General features: G+C 70.0%; 19 protein-coding genes. 18 read left to right on the top strand and 1 reads right to left on the bottom strand.

Translation table 11 applies throughout. The features are described 5' to 3' along the window. The first annotated feature begins 71 nt into the window (after positions 1–71). On the top strand, positions 72–899 hold the full coding sequence (locus ASL10_RS07270; RefSeq protein WP_235452552.1) for a gamma-glutamyl-gamma-aminobutyrate hydrolase family protein: 828 nt from the start codon (positions 72–74) through the stop codon (positions 897–899). A 39-nt stretch (positions 900–938) separates the two neighbouring features. Here ASL10_RS07270 and ASL10_RS07265 read toward each other — a convergent pair whose 3' ends face one another. Beyond that, positions 939–1,565, bottom strand: a complete 627-nt coding sequence (locus ASL10_RS07265; protein ID WP_056045933.1) for a hypothetical protein — start codon at positions 1,563–1,565, stop codon at positions 939–941. 64 nt (positions 1,566–1,629) lie between these two features. Here ASL10_RS07265 and argS point away from each other — a divergent pair, with 64 nt between their 5' ends. From argS to atpA, 17 genes are all read left to right on the top strand, one after another. Next, positions 1,630–3,291 (top strand): arginine--tRNA ligase, encoded by a 1,662-nt coding sequence (argS, locus tag ASL10_RS07260; protein WP_056045930.1) that lies wholly within the window; start codon positions 1,630–1,632, stop codon positions 3,289–3,291. Positions 3,292–3,374: 83 nt separating this feature from the next. After that, positions 3,375–4,154, top strand: coding sequence for a DUF2993 domain-containing protein (locus ASL10_RS07255; RefSeq protein WP_056045927.1), 780 nt, complete (start codon positions 3,375–3,377; stop codon positions 4,152–4,154). Between the two features lie 67 nt (positions 4,155–4,221). Beyond that, on the top strand, positions 4,222–5,652 hold the full coding sequence (gene lysA, locus ASL10_RS07250; protein WP_056045926.1) for a diaminopimelate decarboxylase: 1,431 nt from the start codon (positions 4,222–4,224) through the stop codon (positions 5,650–5,652). 69 nt (positions 5,653–5,721) lie between these two features. Continuing rightward, complete coding sequence (locus ASL10_RS07245) at positions 5,722–7,053, top strand: homoserine dehydrogenase (RefSeq protein WP_056045923.1); 1,332 nt, start codon at positions 5,722–5,724, stop codon at positions 7,051–7,053. Then, positions 7,053–8,135, top strand: a complete 1,083-nt coding sequence (gene thrC, locus ASL10_RS07240; protein WP_056045920.1) for a threonine synthase — start codon at positions 7,053–7,055, stop codon at positions 8,133–8,135. Before ASL10_RS07245 ends, thrC begins: the two co-directional genes overlap by 1 nt. Continuing rightward, entirely contained in the window at positions 8,132–9,085 is a 954-nt protein-coding gene (gene thrB / locus ASL10_RS07235; RefSeq protein WP_056045917.1) for a homoserine kinase, read from the top strand. The genes thrC and thrB overlap by 4 nt, the downstream gene beginning before the upstream one ends. 290 nt (positions 9,086–9,375) lie before the next feature. Next, a complete protein-coding gene (gene rho, locus ASL10_RS07230; RefSeq protein WP_056045913.1) occupies positions 9,376–11,709 on the top strand; it encodes a transcription termination factor Rho in 2,334 nt (777 codons plus the stop codon). A 2-nt stretch (positions 11,710–11,711) separates the two neighbouring features. Beyond that, positions 11,712–12,794, top strand: a complete 1,083-nt coding sequence (gene prfA / locus ASL10_RS07225) for a peptide chain release factor 1 (RefSeq protein ID WP_056045910.1) — start codon at positions 11,712–11,714, stop codon at positions 12,792–12,794. 29 nt (positions 12,795–12,823) lie between these two features. Next, positions 12,824–13,681, top strand: a complete 858-nt coding sequence (gene prmC / locus ASL10_RS07220) for a peptide chain release factor N(5)-glutamine methyltransferase (protein ID WP_056047599.1) — start codon at positions 12,824–12,826, stop codon at positions 13,679–13,681. A 39-nt stretch (positions 13,682–13,720) separates the two neighbouring features. After that, a complete protein-coding gene (locus ASL10_RS07215) occupies positions 13,721–14,398 on the top strand; it encodes an L-threonylcarbamoyladenylate synthase (RefSeq protein ID WP_056045907.1) in 678 nt (225 codons plus the stop codon). After that, the gene (locus tag ASL10_RS07210; protein ID WP_056045903.1) at positions 14,395–15,675 is read left to right on the top strand and encodes an MraY family glycosyltransferase; all 1,281 of its coding nucleotides are present in this window, start codon (positions 14,395–14,397) and stop codon (positions 15,673–15,675) included. The genes ASL10_RS07215 and ASL10_RS07210 overlap by 4 nt, the downstream gene beginning before the upstream one ends. Then, positions 15,672–16,097, top strand: coding sequence for a hypothetical protein (locus ASL10_RS07205; RefSeq protein WP_056045901.1), 426 nt, complete (start codon positions 15,672–15,674; stop codon positions 16,095–16,097). The genes ASL10_RS07210 and ASL10_RS07205 overlap by 4 nt, the downstream gene beginning before the upstream one ends. A 182-nt stretch (positions 16,098–16,279) precedes the next feature. Next, complete coding sequence (atpB, locus tag ASL10_RS07200) at positions 16,280–17,086, top strand: F0F1 ATP synthase subunit A (protein ID WP_043594504.1); 807 nt, start codon at positions 16,280–16,282, stop codon at positions 17,084–17,086. A gap of 54 nt (positions 17,087–17,140) precedes the next feature. Next, positions 17,141–17,374 (top strand): ATP synthase F0 subunit C, encoded by a 234-nt coding sequence (atpE, locus tag ASL10_RS07195; protein ID WP_043594505.1) that lies wholly within the window; start codon positions 17,141–17,143, stop codon positions 17,372–17,374. 20 nt (positions 17,375–17,394) lie between these two features. Further along, on the top strand, positions 17,395–17,955 hold the full coding sequence (locus ASL10_RS07190; RefSeq protein WP_056045898.1) for a F0F1 ATP synthase subunit B: 561 nt from the start codon (positions 17,395–17,397) through the stop codon (positions 17,953–17,955). A gap of 2 nt (positions 17,956–17,957) precedes the next feature. Further along, the gene (locus ASL10_RS07185; RefSeq protein WP_056045895.1) at positions 17,958–18,752 is read left to right on the top strand and encodes a F0F1 ATP synthase subunit delta; all 795 of its coding nucleotides are present in this window, start codon (positions 17,958–17,960) and stop codon (positions 18,750–18,752) included. Positions 18,753–18,811: 59 nt separating this feature from the next. Then, complete coding sequence (gene atpA / locus ASL10_RS07180; RefSeq protein WP_056045891.1) at positions 18,812–20,449, top strand: F0F1 ATP synthase subunit alpha; 1,638 nt, start codon at positions 18,812–18,814, stop codon at positions 20,447–20,449. Positions 20,450–20,486 lie beyond the last annotated feature (37 nt).

Here is a 20,486-nt window from a genome sequence, read left to right as displayed (position 1 = left end):
CTGCCGCCGCAGCGGCGTAACGCGACGACACGCACCTGGCAGGGCGCCCGTCGCGACGGCAGCATGGAGGCATGACCTCGTACGCCGCCCCGTCGACCCGCCCGAGCGACCCCGCCGTCGCCTCGATGCGTCTCGCCGTGGTCGAGGTCACCCGGCACCGGCCGCACGCCCCCGAGTACCACGCCTACGTCGACGACATGAACTCCCGTGTCCGCGCGACCGCCGAGGCCGCGGGCTGGCAGGCGACGCGCTTCGCCGCGGGCGACCTCGGCACCGACGAGCTGCTGCGCGTGACCGCCGACGCCGATGCGATCGTCATCCTCGGTGGCGAGGACCTCTCTCCCCGTCTCTACGGAGGCGCGACCGGCTACCCGGGGGAGGGTCGCCACGACCCCGTGGCCGACGAGGCCCAGCTCGCCGTCGTGCGCCGCGCCGTCGCCCGCCGCACTCCGCTGCTGGGTATCTGCCGCGGCCACCAGCTGATCAACGTCGCCCTCGGCGGAGACCTCGTGCAACACCTGGACGACCACGACGGGGTGCACCGCACCCCCGACGCGCCGGTCGACCAGCTCATGCACCCGCACGCCGTCGGGCTCGAGCCCGGTAGTCGCCTCGCGCGGGCCCTGGGCACCGAGCCCGTCGTCCAGAGCGCGCACCACCAGGCCGTCGGCCGCCTGGGCCAGGGCCTGTGCGTCGTCGGCCGCGCCTCCGACGGCACCGTCGAGGCCGTCGAGCACGACTCGGCCCCGGTCGTCGGCGTGCAGTGGCACCCCGAAGACAGAGGAGCTCCGGTCGGCCAACTCGAGGCACTGTTGGCGTCCCTGGCCGCCTCCGTCGAGGTGGGTCGCCTCGCCGCGTCCGCCGCCTCGCGAACGGACCAGGAGGCGCTGGTCGCCTAGGCCGCGCCCCTCACCCGAGCCCGCCTCTCGCCCTCGGTCTCAGTCGACCTGACTCAGTGCGGACAGCACGGCCGACACGACCGGCTCCGCGTCGCCGGGCTCGAGGAAGGTCGTCGAACGGGCGACGACGAACGCCGGCGACGAGAACGCCTCGGCCGTGCCGATCTCACCGGGGGTGTCGAAGTAGCCCTCGACGCCGAAGGTCGGCACCGAGTTGCTGGTCGCGACGAGGTCGTTGGCCAGCTCGTCGAGGCTGTCCGCGTCGAAGTGCGCGACACCGACCGTGACGGTGGCGCCGCTGGAGTCCTGCCACGTGCACGTCGTGCCGTCCGCGTCGGCGACCTGCTGCAGGGCCTCGCCGTCGCGGCTCGCGTCGCCGCTCGCCTCGTCGTCGGCGACGGCCGTCATCCCCGGGTACCAGGCCGCGAGCGAGCCGGGATCGAGCAGCTCGCCGCAGTCGACGTCGAAAGGCGTGCTCACGAGCTCGGGCGTGGCCGCCGCCGTCGGCGTGGCGACGGGGGTGGAGGGCGACTCCTCGACCGAGGTCGGGGTCGCGCTCGGCGCGGCCTGCGACGGTGCCGTGCAGGCGGTCAGCGTCAGGGCGAGGGCACCCGTCACGACGAGGGTGCGCAGGACGACGGGGGAGCGGGTCGAGGCGGGGCTCATCCCTCCATCATCACCGACGGCGGGCTCGCCGTCGTCTCCGTGCCTCCCGGTAAGATCGACCCTCGTGACTCCCGCCGAACTCTCCACGTCCCTGCTCGCCGTCGTCCAGGGCGTCCTCGAACGCCGAGGCACCCTCGACGTGGCGGTGACCGAGGGCGACGTGGCGCTCGAGCGTCCGAAGAACCGCGAGCACGGCGACTGGGCGTCGAACGTGGCCATGAAGTTCGCCAAGCGCGTCGGCACGAACCCCCGTGAGCTCGCCACCGACATCGCGGCCGACCTGGCCGAGGTCGACGGCGTCGCCGACGTCGACGTCGCGGGCCCCGGGTTCATCAACATCCGCCTCGACGCCGCGGCCGCGGGCCTCCTCGCGCGCTCGATCGTCGAGCAGGGCGAGTCCTACGGTCGCGGCGACTACTACCGAGGCGTCACCATCGACCTCGAGTTCGTCTCGGCGAACCCCACCGGCCCGATCCACCTCGGCGGCGTGCGCTGGGCAGCGGTCGGCGACAGCCTCGCCCGCGTGTTCCAGGCGCAGGGCGCGCTCGTCACCCGCGAGTACTACTTCAACGACCACGGTGGGCAGATCGACCGTTTCGCCCGCAGCCTCCTGGCCAGCGCGCTCGGCGAACCCACCCCCGACGACGGCTACGGCGGGCAGTACATCGGCGACATCGTCGAGCGAGTCGTGGCCTCGACCGGCGTCGACGCCGCCGCCCTGCCGCGTGACGAGGCGCAAGAGGTCTTCCGCGCCGCCGGCGTCGACTTCATGTTCGCCGACATCAAGTCGTCCCTGCACGACTTCGGCGTCGACTTCGACGTGTACTTCCACGAGAACGAGCTGCACGAATCCCAGGCCGTCGAGCGCGCCATCGCCCGGCTCCGCGAGCTCGGGCACATCTACGAGTCCGAGGGCGCCACCTGGCTGCGCACCACCGACTTCGGCGACGACCGCGACCGCGTCATCGTCAAGAGCGACGGCGAGGCCGCCTACATCGCCGGCGACCTGGCCTACTACCTCGACAAGCGCGAACGTGGCTTCGAACGCAACCTCATCATGCTCGGCGCCGACCACCACGGCTACGTCGGTCGAATGATGGCGATGTGCGCGGCGTTCGGCGACGAGCCGGGCGTCAACCTCGAGATCCTCATCGGCCAGATGGTCAACCTGCTGCGCGACGGCGAACCGATGCGCATGTCCAAGCGTGCGGGCACCGTCGTCACGATGGAGGACCTCGTGGACGCCGTCGGCGTCGACGCCGGCAGGTACTCGCTGGTCCGCAGCCCGGTGAACAGCTCGATCGACATCGACCTCGACCTGCTCACGAAGCGCAGCAACGACAACCCCGTCTTCTACGTCCAGTACGCCCACGCGCGCACCCGTGCGGTCGGGCGCAACGCCGAGGCGGCCGGCGTGACGCGGGACGCGTTCGACGCGTCGCTGCTCACGCACGAGACCGAGAGCGCCCTGCTCGGCGCCCTGTCCGAGCTGCCCCGCGTCGTCGTCCAGGCCGCCGAGTTGCGCGAGCCGCACCGCGTCGCCCGCTACGTCGAAGAACTCGCCGGCACCTACCACCGCTGGTACGACACGTGCCGCGTCACACCGCTCGGCGACGACGAGGTCACCGACCTGCACCGCACCCGTCTGTGGCTCAACGACGCGGCGGGCCAGGTCATCCGCAACGGCCTCGGACTGCTGGGCGTCTCGGCACCCGACCGCATGTGACCTCGCGCGCCGCGCCTCCTCGGTCTCGACCGCAGGAGGCGCGGCGTGAGCGTCCCTCGCCACCCGGCTGACAAGATGGCCCGATGAGCGACATCGACTCCGACTTCTTCGAGGCCAAGCCCGTCGCCCGTCGCCGAGGCCGGGGCTTCGGCATCGTCGTCTTCGTCCTGCTCGGGATCGTGGTCGTGCTGGGGATCCTGGCCGTGGTCGCCGACCTCGTCGTGCGGACGGTCGCCGAGGACCAGGCCGAGAAGCAGATCTCGCAGCAACTCGGCGACGCGGCCGGTCCCGTCGACGTGCAGATCGGCGGCTTCTCGATGCTCTGGCAGCTGGTGCAGGGCACCATCGACCAGGCCACCATCTCGTCCGCCGGGTCCTCGGATGGCCTGTCGTTCGACTTCGACGTCCGCGACGTGCCGACCGACCTGAGCGGATCGACCGGGGCCATCACCGGCACGGTCACCGCCGACGCGGCGACCGTCAACGGGCTCGCGGCCGTGCAGGAGAGCGGAGGAGCGATCTCCTTCGGCGAAGGACAGGTCACCTACGCCCGCGACTTCACGATCCCGCTGGTGAACACGGTCGTCCCCGTGGACGTCGTCGCGACCCCCTCGATCACGAGCGAGGGCCGGGTCATCTCGCTCACCCCGACCACGGCGTCGCTGCGGGACACGTCGGTGTCGCTCGACCTCGCCCCCTTCATCGGCGGCTACGCCTTCGACGTGTGCGCCGCGCAGTACCTGCCCCAGGGCACCACCCTCACCGCCGTGGACGTCACGCCGTCGGCGGCGACCCTCGACGTCACGTCGCCGGGCCTGCCGATCTCGTCGAGCGGCATCGGCACCAAGGGGTCCTGCTCCTGACCTCCGGTGTGGCGACGAGGTCGCCCCGACCCTGGCCGTCACGCACCTCGGCGGTCGGTAGGCTCTGATGTCGTTCCCCGTCCTTCGAACCCCCGAGGTCCGCGTGTCCCCGAACCCCCTGGCCCCCGCCTGGCTCCACGAGCCGACCGATGCCGACGCCCTCGACCCGGCCGTCTGGTCGGCCACGGCCCAGCGGTCCTCCGACGGCGAACTCGTGCTCGGCGGCGTCACCGTCTCCGACCTCGTGGCGTCGTACGGCACGCCGCTGTACGTCCTCGACGAGGACGACGCCCGTGCCCGCGCGGTCGAGGCCGTCCGCTCGTTCGAGCGCGAGGCGGCCCGCATCGGAACGACGGCGACGGTCTACTACGCCGCCAAGGCGTTCCTCTCCGCCGAGGTCGCCCGCTGGGTGGCCGAGGCGGGCATGGCCGTCGACGTCTGCACCGGCGGCGAGTTCGCCGTGGCCCGGGCCGCCGGGGTCGACCCCGCCCGCATGGGGTTCCACGGCAACAACAAGTCGCTCGCCGAGATCGACCGCACGGTCGAGGCCGGCATCGGCACCGTCGTGCTCGACAACGCCGCCGAGGTCGGACGGGTCGCCGCGGCGGCCGAACGGCACGGACGCGTCCAGCGGGTGCGTCTGCGGGTCAACTCGGGGGTCCACGCCTCCACGCACGAGTACCTCGCCACCGCCCGCGAAGACCAGAAGTTCGGCGTCCCGCTCTCCGAGACCGCCGACATCGTCGACTGGATCCGCCGGCAGCCGTCGCTCGAGTTCGTCGGCCTGCACTCGCACATCGGCTCGCAGATCTTCGGCTCGGACGGCTTCGCGGAGGCCGCCCGCCGCCTGCTCGCCGTGCACGCCGACCTGCTGGCGTCCGGCCCGGTCCCCGAACTCAACCTCGGCGGGGGCTTCGGCATCGCGTACACGAGCGCCGACGACGCTCGTCCCCTCGACGACCTCGCCGTCGCCCTGGCCGACATCGTCCAGGCGGAGTGCCTCCGCCTCGGCGTCGACGTGCCGCTCCTCGCGGTCGAGCCCGGACGCGTCATCGTCGGCCCGGCCGGCACGACGCTCTACGAGGTCGGCACGATCAAGGACGTCTCGGTCGCGATCGACGAGGGCAACGCGGTGCGCCGCTACGTCAGCGTCGACGGCGGGATGAGCGACAACGCGAGGACGGCCCTCTACGCGGCGGACTACTCCGTGCGCATCGCGAACCGCACCTCCTCGGCCCCGCCCGCCCTCGTGCGGGTCGCCGGAAAGCACTGCGAGAGCGGCGACGTCGTCGTGCTCGCCGACTACCTCCCCGGCGACGTCGTCCCCGGCGACCTGCTCGCGGTGCCCGCCACCGGGGCCTACTGCCACAGCCTCGCCAGCAACTACAACCACGTCGGGCGTCCGCCCGTCGTGGCCGTGCGCGACGGCCGGGCACGCGTGATCGTGCGGGGCGAGAGCGAAGCCGACCTGCTGGCCCGCGACGCCGGCCTCGACTGAGCGATCCGCGCCTCCTCACCTCGTGCGAGCACCGCACCCCGCCGACGAAGCACCCGAGAACGGACTGACATGATCGAATACCGCAACGTGAGGGTCGCCCTGCTGGGCGCCGGCTCCGTGGGGTCGCAGGTGGCGCGGTTGCTGCTCGAGCAGGGCGACGACTTCGCCGGGCGCGCAGGTGCCGGGCTCGAGCTGGTCGGCATCGGGGTGCGCGACGTCGACGCGCCGCGCGACGTCGACCTGCCGCGCGAGCTGTTCACGACCGACGTCGAGTCGCTGATCGTCGGCGCCGACATCGTCGTCGAGTTGATCGGCGGACTCGAGCCGGCCCGCAGCTACGTGCTGCAGGCGCTCAACTCGGGGGCCGACGTCATCACGGGCAACAAGGCCCTGCTCGCGAGCCACGGTCCCGAGCTGTTCGACGCCGCCGAGCAGGTGGGCGCGCAGGTGTACTACGAGGCCGCCGTGGCCGGTGCCATCCCGATCATCCGCCCGTTGCGCGACAGCCTCGCCGGCGACCGCGTCCAACGCATCATGGGCATCGTCAACGGCACGACGAACTTCATCCTCGACCGCATGGACACCGACGGCTCGAGCCTCGAGGACGCCCTGGCGACGGCCACGGCCCTGGGCTACGCCGAGGCGGACCCCACGGCCGACATCGAGGGCTACGACGCGGCGCAGAAGGCGGCCATCCTGGCCGGCCTCGCCTTCCACACGGCCGTGCCCCTCTCCGCCGTGCACCGCGAAGGCATCACGTCCGTCACGCACGACCAGGTGGTCGCGGCTCGCAAGGCCGGGTACGTCGTGAAGATCCTGGCGATCTGCGAGCGCCTGGTCGACGACGACGGCGTCGAGGGCGTCAGCGCACGCGTCTACCCGGCGCTCGTCCCGCTGAGCCACCCGCTCGCGGCCGTGCACGGTGCGAAGAACGCCGTCTTCGTCGAGGCCGAGTCGGCCGGAGACCTCATGTTCTACGGCGCCGGCGCCGGGGGAGTCGAGACGGCGTCCGCCGTGCTGGGCGACCTCGTCTCGGCCGCCCGACGCCACGTCATCGGCGGTCCCGGCGTCGCCGAGTCCACCCACGCGAACCTGCCCGTCCTGCCGATCGGTCGCGTGTCCACGCGGTACCAGATCACGCTCGACGTGGCGGACCAGCCGGGGGTCCTCGCCGAGGTCGCCGGGGTGCTCAGCGACCACGGCGTGAGCGTCCACAACGTCGAACAGACGTCGGGCGCGACGCCGGGCGTCACGGGCGAGGGCGACGCCGTGGCCACCGCTACGCTGATCATCGGCACCCACCGGGCGCGCGAGTCCGACCTCGCCGCCACGGTGACCGCCCTGAAGAACGCCACGGTCGTGAACTCCGTCACGAGCGTGCTGAGAGTCGAAGGAGCCTGATGGCCCACCAGTGGCAGGGTGTCCTGCGCGAATACGCCGACCGTCTCGACGTCACCGACGCCACCCCGATCGTCACCCTCGGCGAGGGCGGAACGCCGCTCATCCCGGCTCCGGCCCTGTCGAACCGCACGGGCGCGAAGGTCTACGTCAAGTACGAGGGCATGAACCCGACCGGTTCCTTCAAGGACCGCGGCATGACGATGGCGATCTCGAAGGCCGTCGAGCACGGAGCCAAGGCCGTCATCTGTGCGTCGACCGGCAACACGTCCGCCTCGGCCGCCGCCTACGCCGCCCACGCCGGCATCACGGCCGCCGTGCTCGTCCCCGAGGGCAAGATCGCCATGGGCAAGCTGAGCCAGGCCGTCGCGCACGACGGTCAGCTGCTGCAGATCCAGGGCAACTTCGACGACTGCCTCGACATCGCACGCGACCTCGCCGCCAACTACCCGGTGCACCTCGTCAACTCGGTCAACAACGACCGCATCGAGGGCCAGAAGACCGGGGCGTTCGAGGTCGTCGACGTGCTCGGCGACGCCCCCGACTTCCACTTCATCCCGGTCGGCAACGCCGGCAACTACACGGCCTACACGCGCGGCTACCGTGAAGACCTCGAGATCGGCCGCGCCACCAAGCTGCCGCGCATGTTCGGGTTCCAGGCCGCCGGCTCGGCGCCGATCGTCGCCGGTGAGGTGGTCAAGGCTCCCGAGACCATCGCCAGCGCGATCCGCATCGGCAACCCCGCCTCGTGGCAGCTCGCCCTCGAGGCGCGCGACCTGACCGACGGCTGGTTCGGGGCCATCACCGACGAAGCGATCCTCGCCGCGCAGAAGATCCTCTCGGCCGAGGTCGGCATCTTCGTCGAGCCCGCGTCGGCCATCAGCGTGGCGGGTCTGCTCGAGCGGGCGGACGCCGGGGTCATCCCCGCCGGGGCCACCGTCGTGCTCACCGTCACGGGCCACGGACTGAAGGACCCCCAATGGGCCCTGCGGCGCGCCGACGGCAGCGACGTGCAACCGACCGTGGTCGCGAGCGACACGGCCCGGGTGGCCGAGGTGCTCGGTCTCGCGCCGGCCTCTGCATGACCCCCGGGGTCGTCGGGCGTTCGGTGCTGGTCAAGGTCCCCGCGACCTCGGCCAACCTCGGTCCCGGCTTCGACACGCTGGGGCTCGCGCTGTCGCTCTACGACGAGCTCGAGGTCACGGCGACCCGTGAGCCCGGGGTCTCGGTCGAGGTCACGGGCGTCGGGGCCGGTCAGGTGCCCACCGACGGCTCGAACCTCGTCGTCCAGGCCGTCGCCGCGGCCTTCGCGTCGGTCGACGTCCCTCTGCCGGGGCTGCGGCTCCGGGCCCGCAACGCGATCCCGCACGGCCGGGGACTCGGGTCGTCCGCAGCCGCGATCGTCTCGGGCATCATGGCCGCCAAGGGACTGCTCGAGGGCACGGTCGAACTCGACTCCGCGGCTCTGCTCGCCCTGGCGACCGAGATGGAGGGTCACCCCGACAACGTGGCACCCGCGCTGTTCGGCGGCCTCACGATCGCCTGGATGAACTCGCACGGTCCGTCCCACAAGCGACTGCTCGTGCACCGAGGCGTGTCGCCCGTCGTGTTCGTGCCCGAATCGACGCTCTCGACGAAGCTGGCGCGGAGCCTGCAGCCCGCCTCCGTTCCGCACGAGGACGCCACGTTCAACGTGTCGCGGTCCGCTCTGCTGGTGGCGGCCCTCGTGCAGAGTCCAGAGTTGTTGCTCGCGGCGACCGAGGACCGCCTGCACCAGAGCTATCGCGCCAGTGCCATGCCCGAGACCGACGCCCTCATCCGCATGCTCCGCGACGCCGGTCTCGCGGCCGTCGTGTCGGGGGCCGGCCCCTCCCTCCTGGTCCTCGGCAGCGACCCGGCACAGCGCTTGTTCGCCGCCGAACTGGTGCGCGAACACGCCGTCTCGGCGTGGCGTCCGTTGATGCTGGCCGTCGATCTCAAAGGTGCTACAGTGGTGCCGCACCCGGTAGAAAACTCAGATTTCCTGGGCATCTAGCATCGTCCCCGCAGTTCTTCGCGGGGATTACCGCGTGGGGTCACAAGTCTTCGAGTCCCCGGGTCGCACATCCCGTAGTGCACATCTAGCAGTGTTCGTCTGCCGATCCGGTCGGCGCGCACCGCACCTCCCAGGCCTCCTGCTCATCCCGGGCAGCTGCTCGTTCAGGGCAGAGCCGGCACAGGGTCGCCCCCTCGGGGCGAACCCGTTCAGTGCAGGTGAGAGTCCACGAGGTGTGACCAGCTCTGCCCCGCCGATCAACGCGGGGGAGCGAAAGGAACCCATCACTCGTGACTGACGTACAGAACGGCGCCGCTGCGCCGTCCACGCCCGAACTCACCGCCATGCGCCTGCCCCAGCTGCAGGCCCTCGCCTCGTCGCTGGGCATCAGCGGCATCTCCAAGCTGCGCAAGGGCGACCTCGTGGCCGCCATCGCGGCGAAGCAGGGCGAGGGGGCGGCCGCCGAGGTCGCGCCCCAGCCGACGCTCGACGGAGTCGTCGACGCCGGTGTCCAGGCCTCCGTCGAGACCGCCGTCGCCGAGGGTGCCGAGGCCCCCGTCGTCGAGACGGGCACCGAGCCCACCGAGCCGACCGAGGCACCGACCCGTGCCCGCCGGGGCTCGCGCCGCGCCACGTCGGCCGCCGGGGCTCCCGAGTCCCGGGCCGCCGGCGCCCACGTCAACGCCGGCGAGATCGGTGTCACTCCTCTCGTCGAGGTGCCCGCCACCGAGGCCGTGGCCGTCAAGGTCGCCGACGCCGAGCAGGGTTCGACCGAGCAGGCTCCGACCGAGAAGGCCGCCTCCGAGCGCCCGTCGCGTCGTCGCGGCTCGCGCCGCGCCTCCGACGCGTCCGTCGCCGCCGACGCGGCGCAGCCCGGTGCGTCGGTCGAGTCCCCGGCCGCCGACGGCTCGGCTTCCCTCGAGACCTCCCCGTCCGCGCCCTCCGACGGGGCCGGTTCCGAAGCGCAGGGCCAGTCCGACCAGGGCCAGTCCGACCAGCAAGGCCAGTCCGACCAGCAGGGCCAGTCCGACCAGCAGGGCGGCGACCAGCAGAACGGTGGCCAGCAGGGTGGGGGCCGCCGGAGCCGCAACCGCAACCGCGGCAAGGGCGGTCAGCAGCAGACCCAGGCCGACCAGAACGGTGGCCAGCAGAACGGCAACCAGCAGAACGGTGGCCAGAAGGCCGACGCTCCGCAGAACGGTGGCCAGAAGGCCGATGCCCCCCAGAACGGCCAGCAGCGCGGCGACCAGCAGCGCGCGGACCAGAGGGCCGAGCAGCAGGCCCAGCGCGAAGCCGGCGAGAAGAACGACGCCGCCCGCGGCGAGCAGTCCGGCAACGGCCCCCAGTCCGGCGGTCAGAACGACGAGGGCGGCCGACAGGGCCGTGGTCGTCAGAGGGACCGCAAGCGCGGTCGTGGGGCGCAGAACGACGACGTCGAGCCCGAGATCGGCGAGGACGACGTCCTCATCCCCGTCGCGGGCATCCTCGACGTGCTCGAGAACTACGCCTTCGTGCGCACCACGGGCTACCTGCCCGGTGCCAGCGACGTCTACGTCTCGCTCGGTCAGGTCAAGAAGTACCACCTGCGCAAGGGCGACGCGGTCGTCGGTGCCATCCGTCAGCCCCGCGAGGGCGACCAGGGCCAGGGGCGCCAGAAGTACAACGCGATCGTCAGGATCGACTCGATCAACGGTCAGCCCGTCGACGAGGCCGCCAAGCGCGTCGAGTTCAGCAAGCTGACCCCGCTCTACCCGCAGGAGCGCCTCCGTCTCGAGACCGAGCCCCAGAAGCTCTCGACCCGCATCATCGACCTCGTGTCGCCGATCGGCAAGGGTCAGCGTGGTCTCATCGTCTCGCCGCCGAAGGCGGGCAAGACGCTGGTGCTGCAGTCGATCGCCAACGCCATCGCGATCAACAACCCCGAGGTCCACCTCATGGTCGTGCTCGTCGACGAGCGCCCCGAAGAGGTCACCGACATGCAGCGGACGGTCAAGGGCGAGGTCATCGCCTCGACGTTCGACCGTCCGGCGGAGGACCACACCACCGTCGCCGAGCTGGCCATCGAGCGCGCCAAGCGCCTCGTCGAGCTGGGCCACGACGTCGTCGTGCTGCTCGACTCGATCACGCGTCTCGGCCGTGCGTACAACCTGGCCGCACCCGCGTCGGGCCGCATCCTCTCGGGTGGCGTCGACTCGTCGGCCCTGTACCCGCCCAAGCGCTTCTTCGGTGCCGCGCGCAACATCGAGAACGGTGGCTCGCTCACCATCCTCGCGACCGCGCTCGTCGAGACCGGTTCGAAGATGGACGAGGTCATCTTCGAGGAGTTCAAGGGCACCGGCAACATGGAGCTCCGCCTGTCGCGCCACCTGGCCGACAAGCGCATCTTCCCCGCGGTCGACGTCAACGCCTCGGGCACGCGACGTGAAGAGATGCTGCTCAGCCCCGACGAGGTCAAGATCACCTGGCGTCTGCGCCGCGCCCTGGCCGGGCTCGACCAGCAGCAGGCCCTCGAGATCGTCCTGCGCAACCTGCGCGAGACGCAGTCGAACGTCGAGTTCCTCGTCCAGGTCCAGAAGTCGGTCCCCGCGTCGAACGGACACGACTCCGGCCACAAGGAGCACTGAGCGTGTTCGAGTCGGTGGCCGTGCTGCTGGCCGAGCACGACGACCTGCAGACGCAGCTCAGCGATCCGGCGGTCCACGCCGACGCCGCACGCGCCAAGAAGATCAACCGCCGCTACGCCGAGCTCAGCCGCATCGTGGCTGCTCACTCGACGTGGCAGCAGGCGGCTGAAGACCTCGAGGCCGCGCGCGAACTCGCGAAGGAGGACGAGGCGTTCGCCGACGAGGTGCCCGTCCTCGAGCAGGCGCTCGACGAGTCCCAGGAGCGCTTGCGGCGCCTCCTGATCCCGCGCGACCCGGACGACGGGCGCGACGTCATCATGGAGATCAAGGGCGGCGAGGGCGGGGCCGAGAGCGCCCTGTTCGCGGCCGACCTGCTGCGCATGTACCTGCACTACGCCGAGTCGAAGGGCTGGAAGTCCGAGATGATCGCGAGCGACGACTCCGACCTCGGTGGCTACAAGAACGTGCAGGTCGCGCTCAAGTCGAACGCGTCCGACCCCTCGCAGGGCGTCTGGGCGCACCTCAAGTACGAGGGTGGCGTCCACCGCGTGCAGCGGGTGCCGGCGACCGAGTCGCAGGGCCGAATCCACACCTCGACCACGGGCGTGCTCGTGTTCCCCGAGGTCGACGAGCCCGAAGAGGTCGACATCAACCAGAACGACCTCAAGATCGACGTCTACCGGTCGAGCGGCCCCGGCGGCCAGTCGGTCAACACGACCGACTCCGCCGTCCGCATCACCCACCTGCCCACGGGCATCGTGGTCGCGATGCAGAACGAGAAGAGCCAGCTGCAGAACCGCGAGGCGGGCATGCGCGTCCTGCGGGCCCGTATCCTCGCCCGTCAGCAAGAAGAGCAGGCGGCCATCGCGTCGGACGCCCGCAAGAGCCAGATCCGGGGCATGGACCGGTCGGAACGCATCCGCACCTACAACTTCCCCGAGAACCGCATCGCCGACCACCGCACCGGCTACAAGGCGTACAACCTCGACGCCGTCATGGACGGTGCGCTCGACGCGGTCGTCGAGTCGTGCATCCAGGCCGACGAAGAGGCACGTCTCGCCGAGATCGGTGACACCGCGTCGTGACCGATGCGATCGCCACGGCCTTCGACGGCGTGACGACGGTCGACGTGGCCCTCCGGGTCGCGTCGACCGTCCTCGTAGACGCCGGGGTACCGTCGCCCGACGTCGACGCCGAACTCCTGCTCGGCCACGTCACGGGCCTGACCAGGGGAGCCGTGCGGGCGAGGGCCGTCACGGCCGCGTCGTTGACACCGAACGAGCAGGAGGCGCTGGTCGCCGCGATCACGCGCCGCGCCTCCCGCGAGCCCCTGCAGCACATCACGGGGCGGGCGTCGTTCCGCCACCTCGAGTTGCGCGTGGGGCCGGGTGTCTTCGTCCCGCGACCCGAGACCGAAGGCGTCGCCCAGTTGGCGATCGACGCCCTGCGCTCCGTGGCGGACGCGTCACCCGTCGCCGTCGACCTCGGGACCGGGAGCGGCGCCCTGGCCCTGGCGATGGCCTCCGAGGTGCCGACGGCCACGGTCGTCGCCGTCGAGCTGTCTCCCGAGGCGGCCGTCTGGACCCGTCGCAACATCGACGCGGTGGGGGTCGACAACGTGCGCCTCGTCGAGGGCGACCTCGCCGACGCCCTGCCCGAACTCGACGGCACGGTCTCGGTCGTGGTGTCGAACCCGCCGTACGTGCCCGTCGGCATGGTCCCGCGCGACCCCGAGGTGAGACTCCACGATCCTGCGCTCGCCCTCTACGGCGGTGAGGACGGCCTCGACCTGGTCCGCGCACTGTCCCTCACGGCCCGGCGGCTGCTGCGCCCGGGCGGAGCGCTCGTCATCGAGCACGGCGAGCTCCAAGGAGGCGCCATCCGCGACCTCCTGACGGCCGACGGTTGGCGCTCCCCGGCCACGCATCCCGACCTCACCGGCCGCGACCGGGCCACGACGGCGGTGCGCTGACCGGGTTCTCCCGGTCCGTCGCACTATCATCGTCAGGTCATGGCCACTTTTCACGACTGCTCCGTCGACTCCGAACTCCTCGCCGGCATGCGCATGGCGCGCGGTGCCATCGGTCGAGGCGAGCTCGTCGTCCTGCCGACCGACACGGTGTACGGCGTCGCGGCCGACGCGTTCGACCCGACCGCCGTGCAGCGCCTGCTCGACGCCAAGGGTCGTGGTCGCCAGTCCCCGCCTCCGGTGCTGATCAAGGGCCAAGAGACCCTCGCCGCTCTCACCGACCGGGTGCCCGAGGTCGTCCGTCCGTTGCTCGACGAGTTCTGGCCCGGCCCGCTCACGGTCATCTTCCGTGCGCAGGCGTCGCTCAGCTGGGATCTCGGCGAGACGCGCGGCACCGTCGCCCTGCGCGTGCCGAGCCACCGCATCGCCCTCGAGCTGCTCGAAGAGACCGGCCCGCTCGCGGTGTCGAGCGCCAACCTCACGGGCCAGCCCGCGGCCGAGACGGCAGGCGACGCCCGCCGCATGCTCGGCGACTCCGTGTCGGTGTACCTCGACGACGGCCCCGCGGGCGCCACGTACGAACACCGGGCCGGCGCCAACACGGGGTCGACGATCGTCGACGCGACGGGCGGCGCCGACGGGGTGTTGCGCATCGTGCGCCACGGGGTCCTGTCCGACGCCGAGATCATCCGCGTCGTCGGGGTCGACGCCCTCGCGTGAGGTACTACCTCCTCGCGCTGGCGATCTCGGCGGGGGTCAGCTTCGTGTTGTCCGTCGTCGTCTGGCGGGTGGGCCTCAAGTACCGCCTCTATCCCAAGATCCGCGAGCGGGACGTCCACCAGACGCCCACGCCGCGTCTCGGAGGAATCGCGATGTGGGCCGGCATCGTGGTCGCGCTGCTCGCGGCGTGGTTCGTCTTCCCCTTGATCTCGGGTGTCGACTACTTCCGTCTCGTCTTCGCCGACGCGGGGCCTCCTCTGGCCATCATCGGCGCCGCCACGATCATCGTCGTCATCGGAGTCGTCGACGACCTGTACGACCTCGACTGGATGACCAAGCTGGCGGGCCAGATCGTCGCCGCGGGAGTCCTCGCGTGGCAGGGCGTCCAACTCGTCTCGTTGCCCATCGGGGGCAGCCTGGCCATCGGCTCGCCCTACATGTCGCTCGTCCTCACGGTCCTCACGATCGTCCTCGTCATGAACGCCGTGAACTTCATCGACGGACTCGACGGTCTCGTGGCCGGGGTCGCGATCATCGCGAACGGCGTCTTCTTCGTCTACAGCTTCGTGATCTCGATCACCATCGGCCAGACCGAGTACTTCAACCTCGCCGCCCTCCTCTCCGCCGTGTTGATCGGGGCCTGCCTCGGCTTCCTTCCGCTGAACTGGCACCCGGCCAAGCTCTTCATGGGCGACGCGGGTGCGCTCCTCACCGGACTCGTCATGGCCACGAGTGCGATCTCGGTCACCGGGCAGATCGACCCGGCCGGGATCTCCCGGACGGCACTCCTGCCGGCGTTCATCCCGATCGTCCTGCCCTTCGCGATCCTCGTCGTGCCGTTGCTCGACTTCGGCCTGGCCGTCCTCCGCCGACTCAGTGCCGGGAAGTCCCCCTTCACCGCCGACCGAAAGCACCTGCACCACCGCCTGCTCGACATGGGACACTCGCACTTCCAGGCCGTCCTGATCTTCTACGCCTGGACGATCGTGGCGGCCGTCGGGGGCCTGATGTTCCTCTTCGTGAAGCCGACCTACCTGGTCGCCGTCTTCCTCGGCGTCGGCCTGGTCGCGTGCACCGCCGCCACGTTGTCTCCGCTCAGCCGTCGCAAGAAGGTCGAGATCGCCGTCCAGACGACCCGCACGGGTGACCTGTCGACGACGGAGTCCGACCGGTTCGACCCACTCGACGCCGCCGCGGACGTCCTCGACCCGCACGACACCGACACCGCGGCCAAGGCCGAGGTGCCCGAACTGACGAACCCGAAGGACCACCCATGAACGCCAGCTCGATCTTCACCCAGATCCTCAAGTACACGGGTGCACTCGCCCTCGTCATCGCCGTGGTCGGAGGAGGGCTCGGCTACCTCTTCGCCGGCACCGACGGGCTGTGGAGCGCCCTCGTGGGGGTGGGGCTCGCGATCCTCTTCGCGGCGATCACGGCCGCGAGCATGCTGGTGGCGATCCGCTTCACCCTCGGTGCGTTCTTCGGCATCGTGATGGGTGCCTGGCTCCTCAAGCTGGTCATCTTCATCGTGTTGCTCGTCGTGCTGCGCGACCAACCGTTCGTGGACGACGTCGTGCTGTTCCTGGCCCTCGTGGTCTCGATCATCGGCACGCTGGCGGTCGACGCCCTCGTGGTCGTCCGGGGGCGCCTGTCGTACGTGAGCGACGCCACGCTTCCCCCTGCTCCGCAGGACTGACGACCATGCGTGCACACGGTGAAAATACCTCGACCGATTCGTGGAAGCAACCATTACCTTGATAGGGTTGACGACGTTCCCCGGCCGCGTCTCCAGCGTGCACGGATGACAAACCCCACCAATCGTCGCGACACTTCAGGGTGCTCGCCCCGACACAGGAGATAGCGCTGATAGCGAACGCTGTGAACCTGCTCTCCGCTGCCGAAGCCGGCCACGGGGACGGGGGATTCCATGCCCCGACTCTTGACGAGTTCTTCCCTCCCGCCATCTTCTTCGAGGGCACCCCCTTCGAGCTGAACCGCATCATGCTGGTCCGCCTCTTCGCGATCGCCGTCATGTTGCTGCTGTTCTGGCTGGCCCTGCGCAAGGGGCGGCTCATCCCGTCCCGCGGGCAGAGCATCGCCGAGCTGGGCCTCGACTTCGTCCGCATCCAGATCGTCGAAGAGATCCTCGGCGAGAAGCTCGGACGCAAATACCTGCCGTTGCTGGCCGCCATGTTCTTCGGCATCTTCGCCATGAACATCACGGGCATCATCCCCGGCCTCAACATCGCAGGCACGTCGGTCATCGCCATGCCCCTGCTGCTGGCGGTCGTGGCCTACATCATGTTCATCTACGCGGGCTTCCGCGAGGCCGGTGGCGCGACGTTCCTGCGCAACGCCCTCTTCCCGCCCGGTGTGCCGTGGGTCATGTACATCCTGCTGACGCCCATCGAGTTCATCAACATCTTCATCGTGCGGCCGATCTCCCTGGCCCTCCGACTCCTGTTGAACATGATGGTCGGCCACCTCTTGCTGGTGCTCTGCTTCGCGGCGACGCACTTCTTCTTCTTCAGCATGAGCGGGGGCTTCATGGCCTTCGGTGCTCTCACCCTCATCGGTGGCTTCGTGATGACCATCGTCGAGATGGCCGTCGCCGTGCTGCAGGCCTACGTCTTCACGCTCCTCGCCTCGGTCTACATCCAACAGGCCGCGGCGAAAGAACACTAAATACAGACGACGCACGTCATCCGACGTGCATCGCCCAACCGGAAGGAAACACAAGTGGACACCACCACGATCCTCGCTGAGATCAACGGCAACATCGCGACCGTCGGCTACGGCCTCGCTGCGATCGGCCCCGGCATCGGTATCGGCATCGTCGCGGGCAAGACCGTCGAGGCCATGGCCCGCCAGCCCGAGCTGGCCGGCCGCCTGCAGGTCACGATGTTCCTCGGCATCGCGTTCACCGAGCTGCTGGGCTTCATCGGCCTCGCCGCCGGCTTCATCTTCTCCTGATCAGTTAGGACGACACACCGATGATCGAGACGATCCTCGCGGCCGAGGGTGGTGCGCCCGAAGGCGCCGCCATCTTCTTCCCCGCTGGTTACGACATCCTCTGGTCCTTGGTCGTCTTCGTGGTCATCGCCGCGTTCTTCGGGCTCTTCGCGATCCCCAAGTTCCGCAGGATCCTCGACGAGCGTGCCGAGCGCATCGAAGGCGGCATCAAGCACGCCGAGGCCGCACAGGCCGAGGCTGCCAAGGCCCTCGACGAATACAAGAAGCAGCTGGCCGACGCTCGTGCCGAGGCCGCTCGCATCCGTGAGGCTGCGCGCGCCGAGGGCAACGAGATCATCGCCGAGCTCAAGCAGCAGGCGCAGGCCGAGGCCGACCGCATCACCGCCTCCGCCCACGCGCAGATCGAGGCCGAGCGCCAGGCCGCCGTGGCCTCGCTCCGGTCCGAAGTCGGATCGTTGGCCATCGACCTCGCCTCCGGCGTCATCGGTGAGTCGCTGAGCGACGACGCGAAGGCGTCGGCCGTGGTCGACCGCTTCCTGGCCGACCTCGAGGCGGACGAGAACGCTAAGGCGGGCAACTGACGATGGGTTCCATGTCCCGAGAAGCACTCGGTTCGGCGCGGTCGGTCTTGTCCGACCTCGGCGGGTCGGTCGACCTGACGACCGGCGAGCAGTTGCTCGACGCCGGTCGGGTCATCGGCGGCTCCGTTCAGCTGCAGTCGTACCTCGCCGACCCCGCTGTCGACGTGGCGACGAAGAAGCAGCTGCTCGACCGGCTCTTCGGGTCGTTCTCCGAGTCGACGCGAGCGGTGCTCGTATCGGTCGTCGGCAGCCGCTGGTCGTCGTCCGACGATCTGCTCGCCGGCATCGAAGAGGTCGCCTTCCGAGCGATCGCGACGACCACGCCTGCCGACAGCAGCATCGAGAACGAGCTCTTCGCCTTCGATGCCGCCGTCCGCACGGATTCGCAGCTCGAATTGGCCCTCGGCTCCAAGCTGGGCGATCCCGCCGCCAAGGCGGACCTCGTCGAGCGCCTGCTCGGAGGGAAGGCCAGTCGTCAGACGGTCGCCATCGTGATGCACCTGGTGCAGCAGCCCCGTGGCCGTCGGATCGGTGAGCTCCTCCGTCACGCAGCCGACATCGTCGCCGACCAGTCCGATCAGCTCGTCGCCACCGTCACGAGCGCCGTCCACCTCGACGACGCCCACGTCACTCGGTTGCAGCACGGTTTGGCCAGGCAGTTCGGGCGTAGCCTGCGCATCAACCAGGTCATCGACCCCGCCGTCGTCGGCGGCCTCCGCGTCCAGGTGGGCGACGAGGTCATCGACGGCACCGTTGCGACGAAGCTCAGCCTGCTCCGCCTGCAGCTCGCCGGCTAGTCACGCTCTCACACACAGACTCGAGGCCTCCCGAAGCCTCGCTACGAATAGGAATCACAATGGCAGACATCAAGATCAGCCCGGATGAGATTCGCGACGCGCTGAAGGACTTCGTCTCGTCGTACGACCCTTCGAAGGCCTCCACCACCGAGGTCGGCCACGTCACGGACGCAGCCGACGGCATCGCCCACGTCCAGGGGCTCCCCGGCGTCATGGCCAACGAGCTCATCCGCTTCGCGGACGGCACGCAGGGTCTCGCTCAGAACCTCGACGAAGACGAGATCGGCGCCATCGTCCTCGGCGAGTTCTCCGGCATCGAAGAGGGCATGGAGGTCACCCGCACGGGTGAGGTCCTCTCCGTCCCCGTCGGCGACGGCTACCTGGGTCGCGTCGTCGACCCGCTGGGCGCACCCATCGACGGTCTCGGCGACATCGCCACCGAGGGTCGTCGTGCCCTCGAACTCCAGGCCCCCGGTGTCATGCAGCGCAAGTCGGTCCACGAGCCCATGCAGACCGGCATCAAGGCGATCGACGCCATGATCCCCGTCGGTCGTGGGCAGCGCCAGCTCATCATCGGCGACCGCCAGACCGGCAAGACGGCCATCGCGATCGACACGATCATCAACCAGAAGGCCAACTGGGAGTCCGGCGACGAGAACAAGCAGGTCCGCTGCATCTACGTCGCCATCGGCCAGAAGGGCTCCACGATCGCCTCGGTCAAGGGTGCCCTCGAAGAGGCCGGAGCCATGGAGTACACGACGATCGTCGCCGCTCCCGCCTCGGACCCCGCCGGCTTCAAGTACCTCGCTCCGTACACCGGGTCTGCCATCGGTCAGCACTGGATGTACAGCGGCAAGCACGTCCTCATCATCTTCGACGACCTGTCGAAGCAGGCCGAGGCCTACCGTGCCGTCTCGCTCCTCCTTCGTCGTCCGCCGGGACGCGAGGCCTACCCGGGTGACGTCTTCTACCTGCACTCGCGTCTTCTCGAGCGTTGCGCGAAGCTGTCCGACGAGCTGGGCGCCGGCTCGATGACGGGTCTGCCCATCATTGAGACCAAGGCCAACGACGTCTCGGCGTACATCCCGACCAACGTGATCTCCATCACCGACGGCCAGATCTTCCTGCAGTCCGACCTCTTCAACGCGAACCAGCGTCCCGCGGTCGACGTCGGCATCTCGGTGTCGCGCGTCGGCGGTGACGCCCAGGTCAAGTCGATCAAGAAGGTCTCCGGCACGCTCAAGCTCGAACTGGCCCAGTACCGCTCGCTCGAAGCGTTCGCGATGTTCGCGTCCGACCTCGACGCGGCGAGCCGTCGTCAGCTCGCACGTGGTGCACGTCTCACCGAGCTCCTCAAGCAGCCGCAGTACTCGCCCTACCCGGTCGAGGACCAGGTCGTCTCGATCTGGGCCGGCACCAACGGCAAGCTCGACGAGGTCCCCGTGCCGGACATCCTGCGTTTCGAGCGCGAGTTGCTCGACTACATGGGCCGGAACACGTCGGTGTTGTCCGATCTCAGAGAGAAGAACGTGCTGTCGGACGACATCGTCGCGGCTCTAGAGAGCGGCATCGACTCGTTCAAGCAAGAATTCCAGACCGGTGAGGGCAAGCCTCTCGCTTCGGTGGGACGTGAAGAGTTCGAGGCCACCGACGCCGACGACGTCAACCAGGAGAAGATCGTCAAGACGAAGCGCTGACGCGCCCGTTCGACGTTCACGACTGACGAGACAACAG

The sequence above is a fragment of the Frigoribacterium sp. Leaf8 genome (assembly GCF_001421165.1).
GTDB lineage: Bacteria > Actinomycetota > Actinomycetes > Actinomycetales > Microbacteriaceae > Frigoribacterium.
Note: the sequence above shows the minus strand (reverse complement) of the source record. Positions and strands in the feature narration are given on the sequence as shown.

Bases quoted from the DNA above. Each gene is read 5' to 3' on its own strand.
- ASL10_RS07270 (WP_235452552.1), top strand. From the start codon at position 72: ATGACCTCGTACGCCGCCCCGTCGACCCGCCCGAGCGACCCCGCCGTC.
- ASL10_RS07265 (WP_056045933.1), bottom strand. From the start codon at position 1,565: ATGAGCCCCGCCTCGACCCGCTCCCCCGTCGTCCTGCGCACCCTCGTC.
- ASL10_RS07255 (WP_056045927.1), top strand. From the start codon at position 3,375: ATGAGCGACATCGACTCCGACTTCTTCGAGGCCAAGCCCGTCGCCCGT.
- lysA (WP_056045926.1), top strand. From the start codon at position 4,222: ATGTCGTTCCCCGTCCTTCGAACCCCCGAGGTCCGCGTGTCCCCGAAC.
- ASL10_RS07245 (WP_056045923.1), top strand. From the start codon at position 5,722: ATGATCGAATACCGCAACGTGAGGGTCGCCCTGCTGGGCGCCGGCTCC.
- thrC (WP_056045920.1), top strand. From the start codon at position 7,053: ATGGCCCACCAGTGGCAGGGTGTCCTGCGCGAATACGCCGACCGTCTC.
- thrB (WP_056045917.1), top strand. From the start codon at position 8,132: ATGACCCCCGGGGTCGTCGGGCGTTCGGTGCTGGTCAAGGTCCCCGCG.
- ASL10_RS07215 (WP_056045907.1), top strand. From the start codon at position 13,721: ATGGCCACTTTTCACGACTGCTCCGTCGACTCCGAACTCCTCGCCGGC.
- ASL10_RS07205 (WP_056045901.1), top strand. From the start codon at position 15,672: ATGAACGCCAGCTCGATCTTCACCCAGATCCTCAAGTACACGGGTGCA.
- ASL10_RS07190 (WP_056045898.1), top strand. From the start codon at position 17,395: ATGATCGAGACGATCCTCGCGGCCGAGGGTGGTGCGCCCGAAGGCGCC.
- ASL10_RS07185 (WP_056045895.1), top strand. From the start codon at position 17,958: ATGGGTTCCATGTCCCGAGAAGCACTCGGTTCGGCGCGGTCGGTCTTG.
- atpA (WP_056045891.1), top strand. From the start codon at position 18,812: ATGGCAGACATCAAGATCAGCCCGGATGAGATTCGCGACGCGCTGAAG.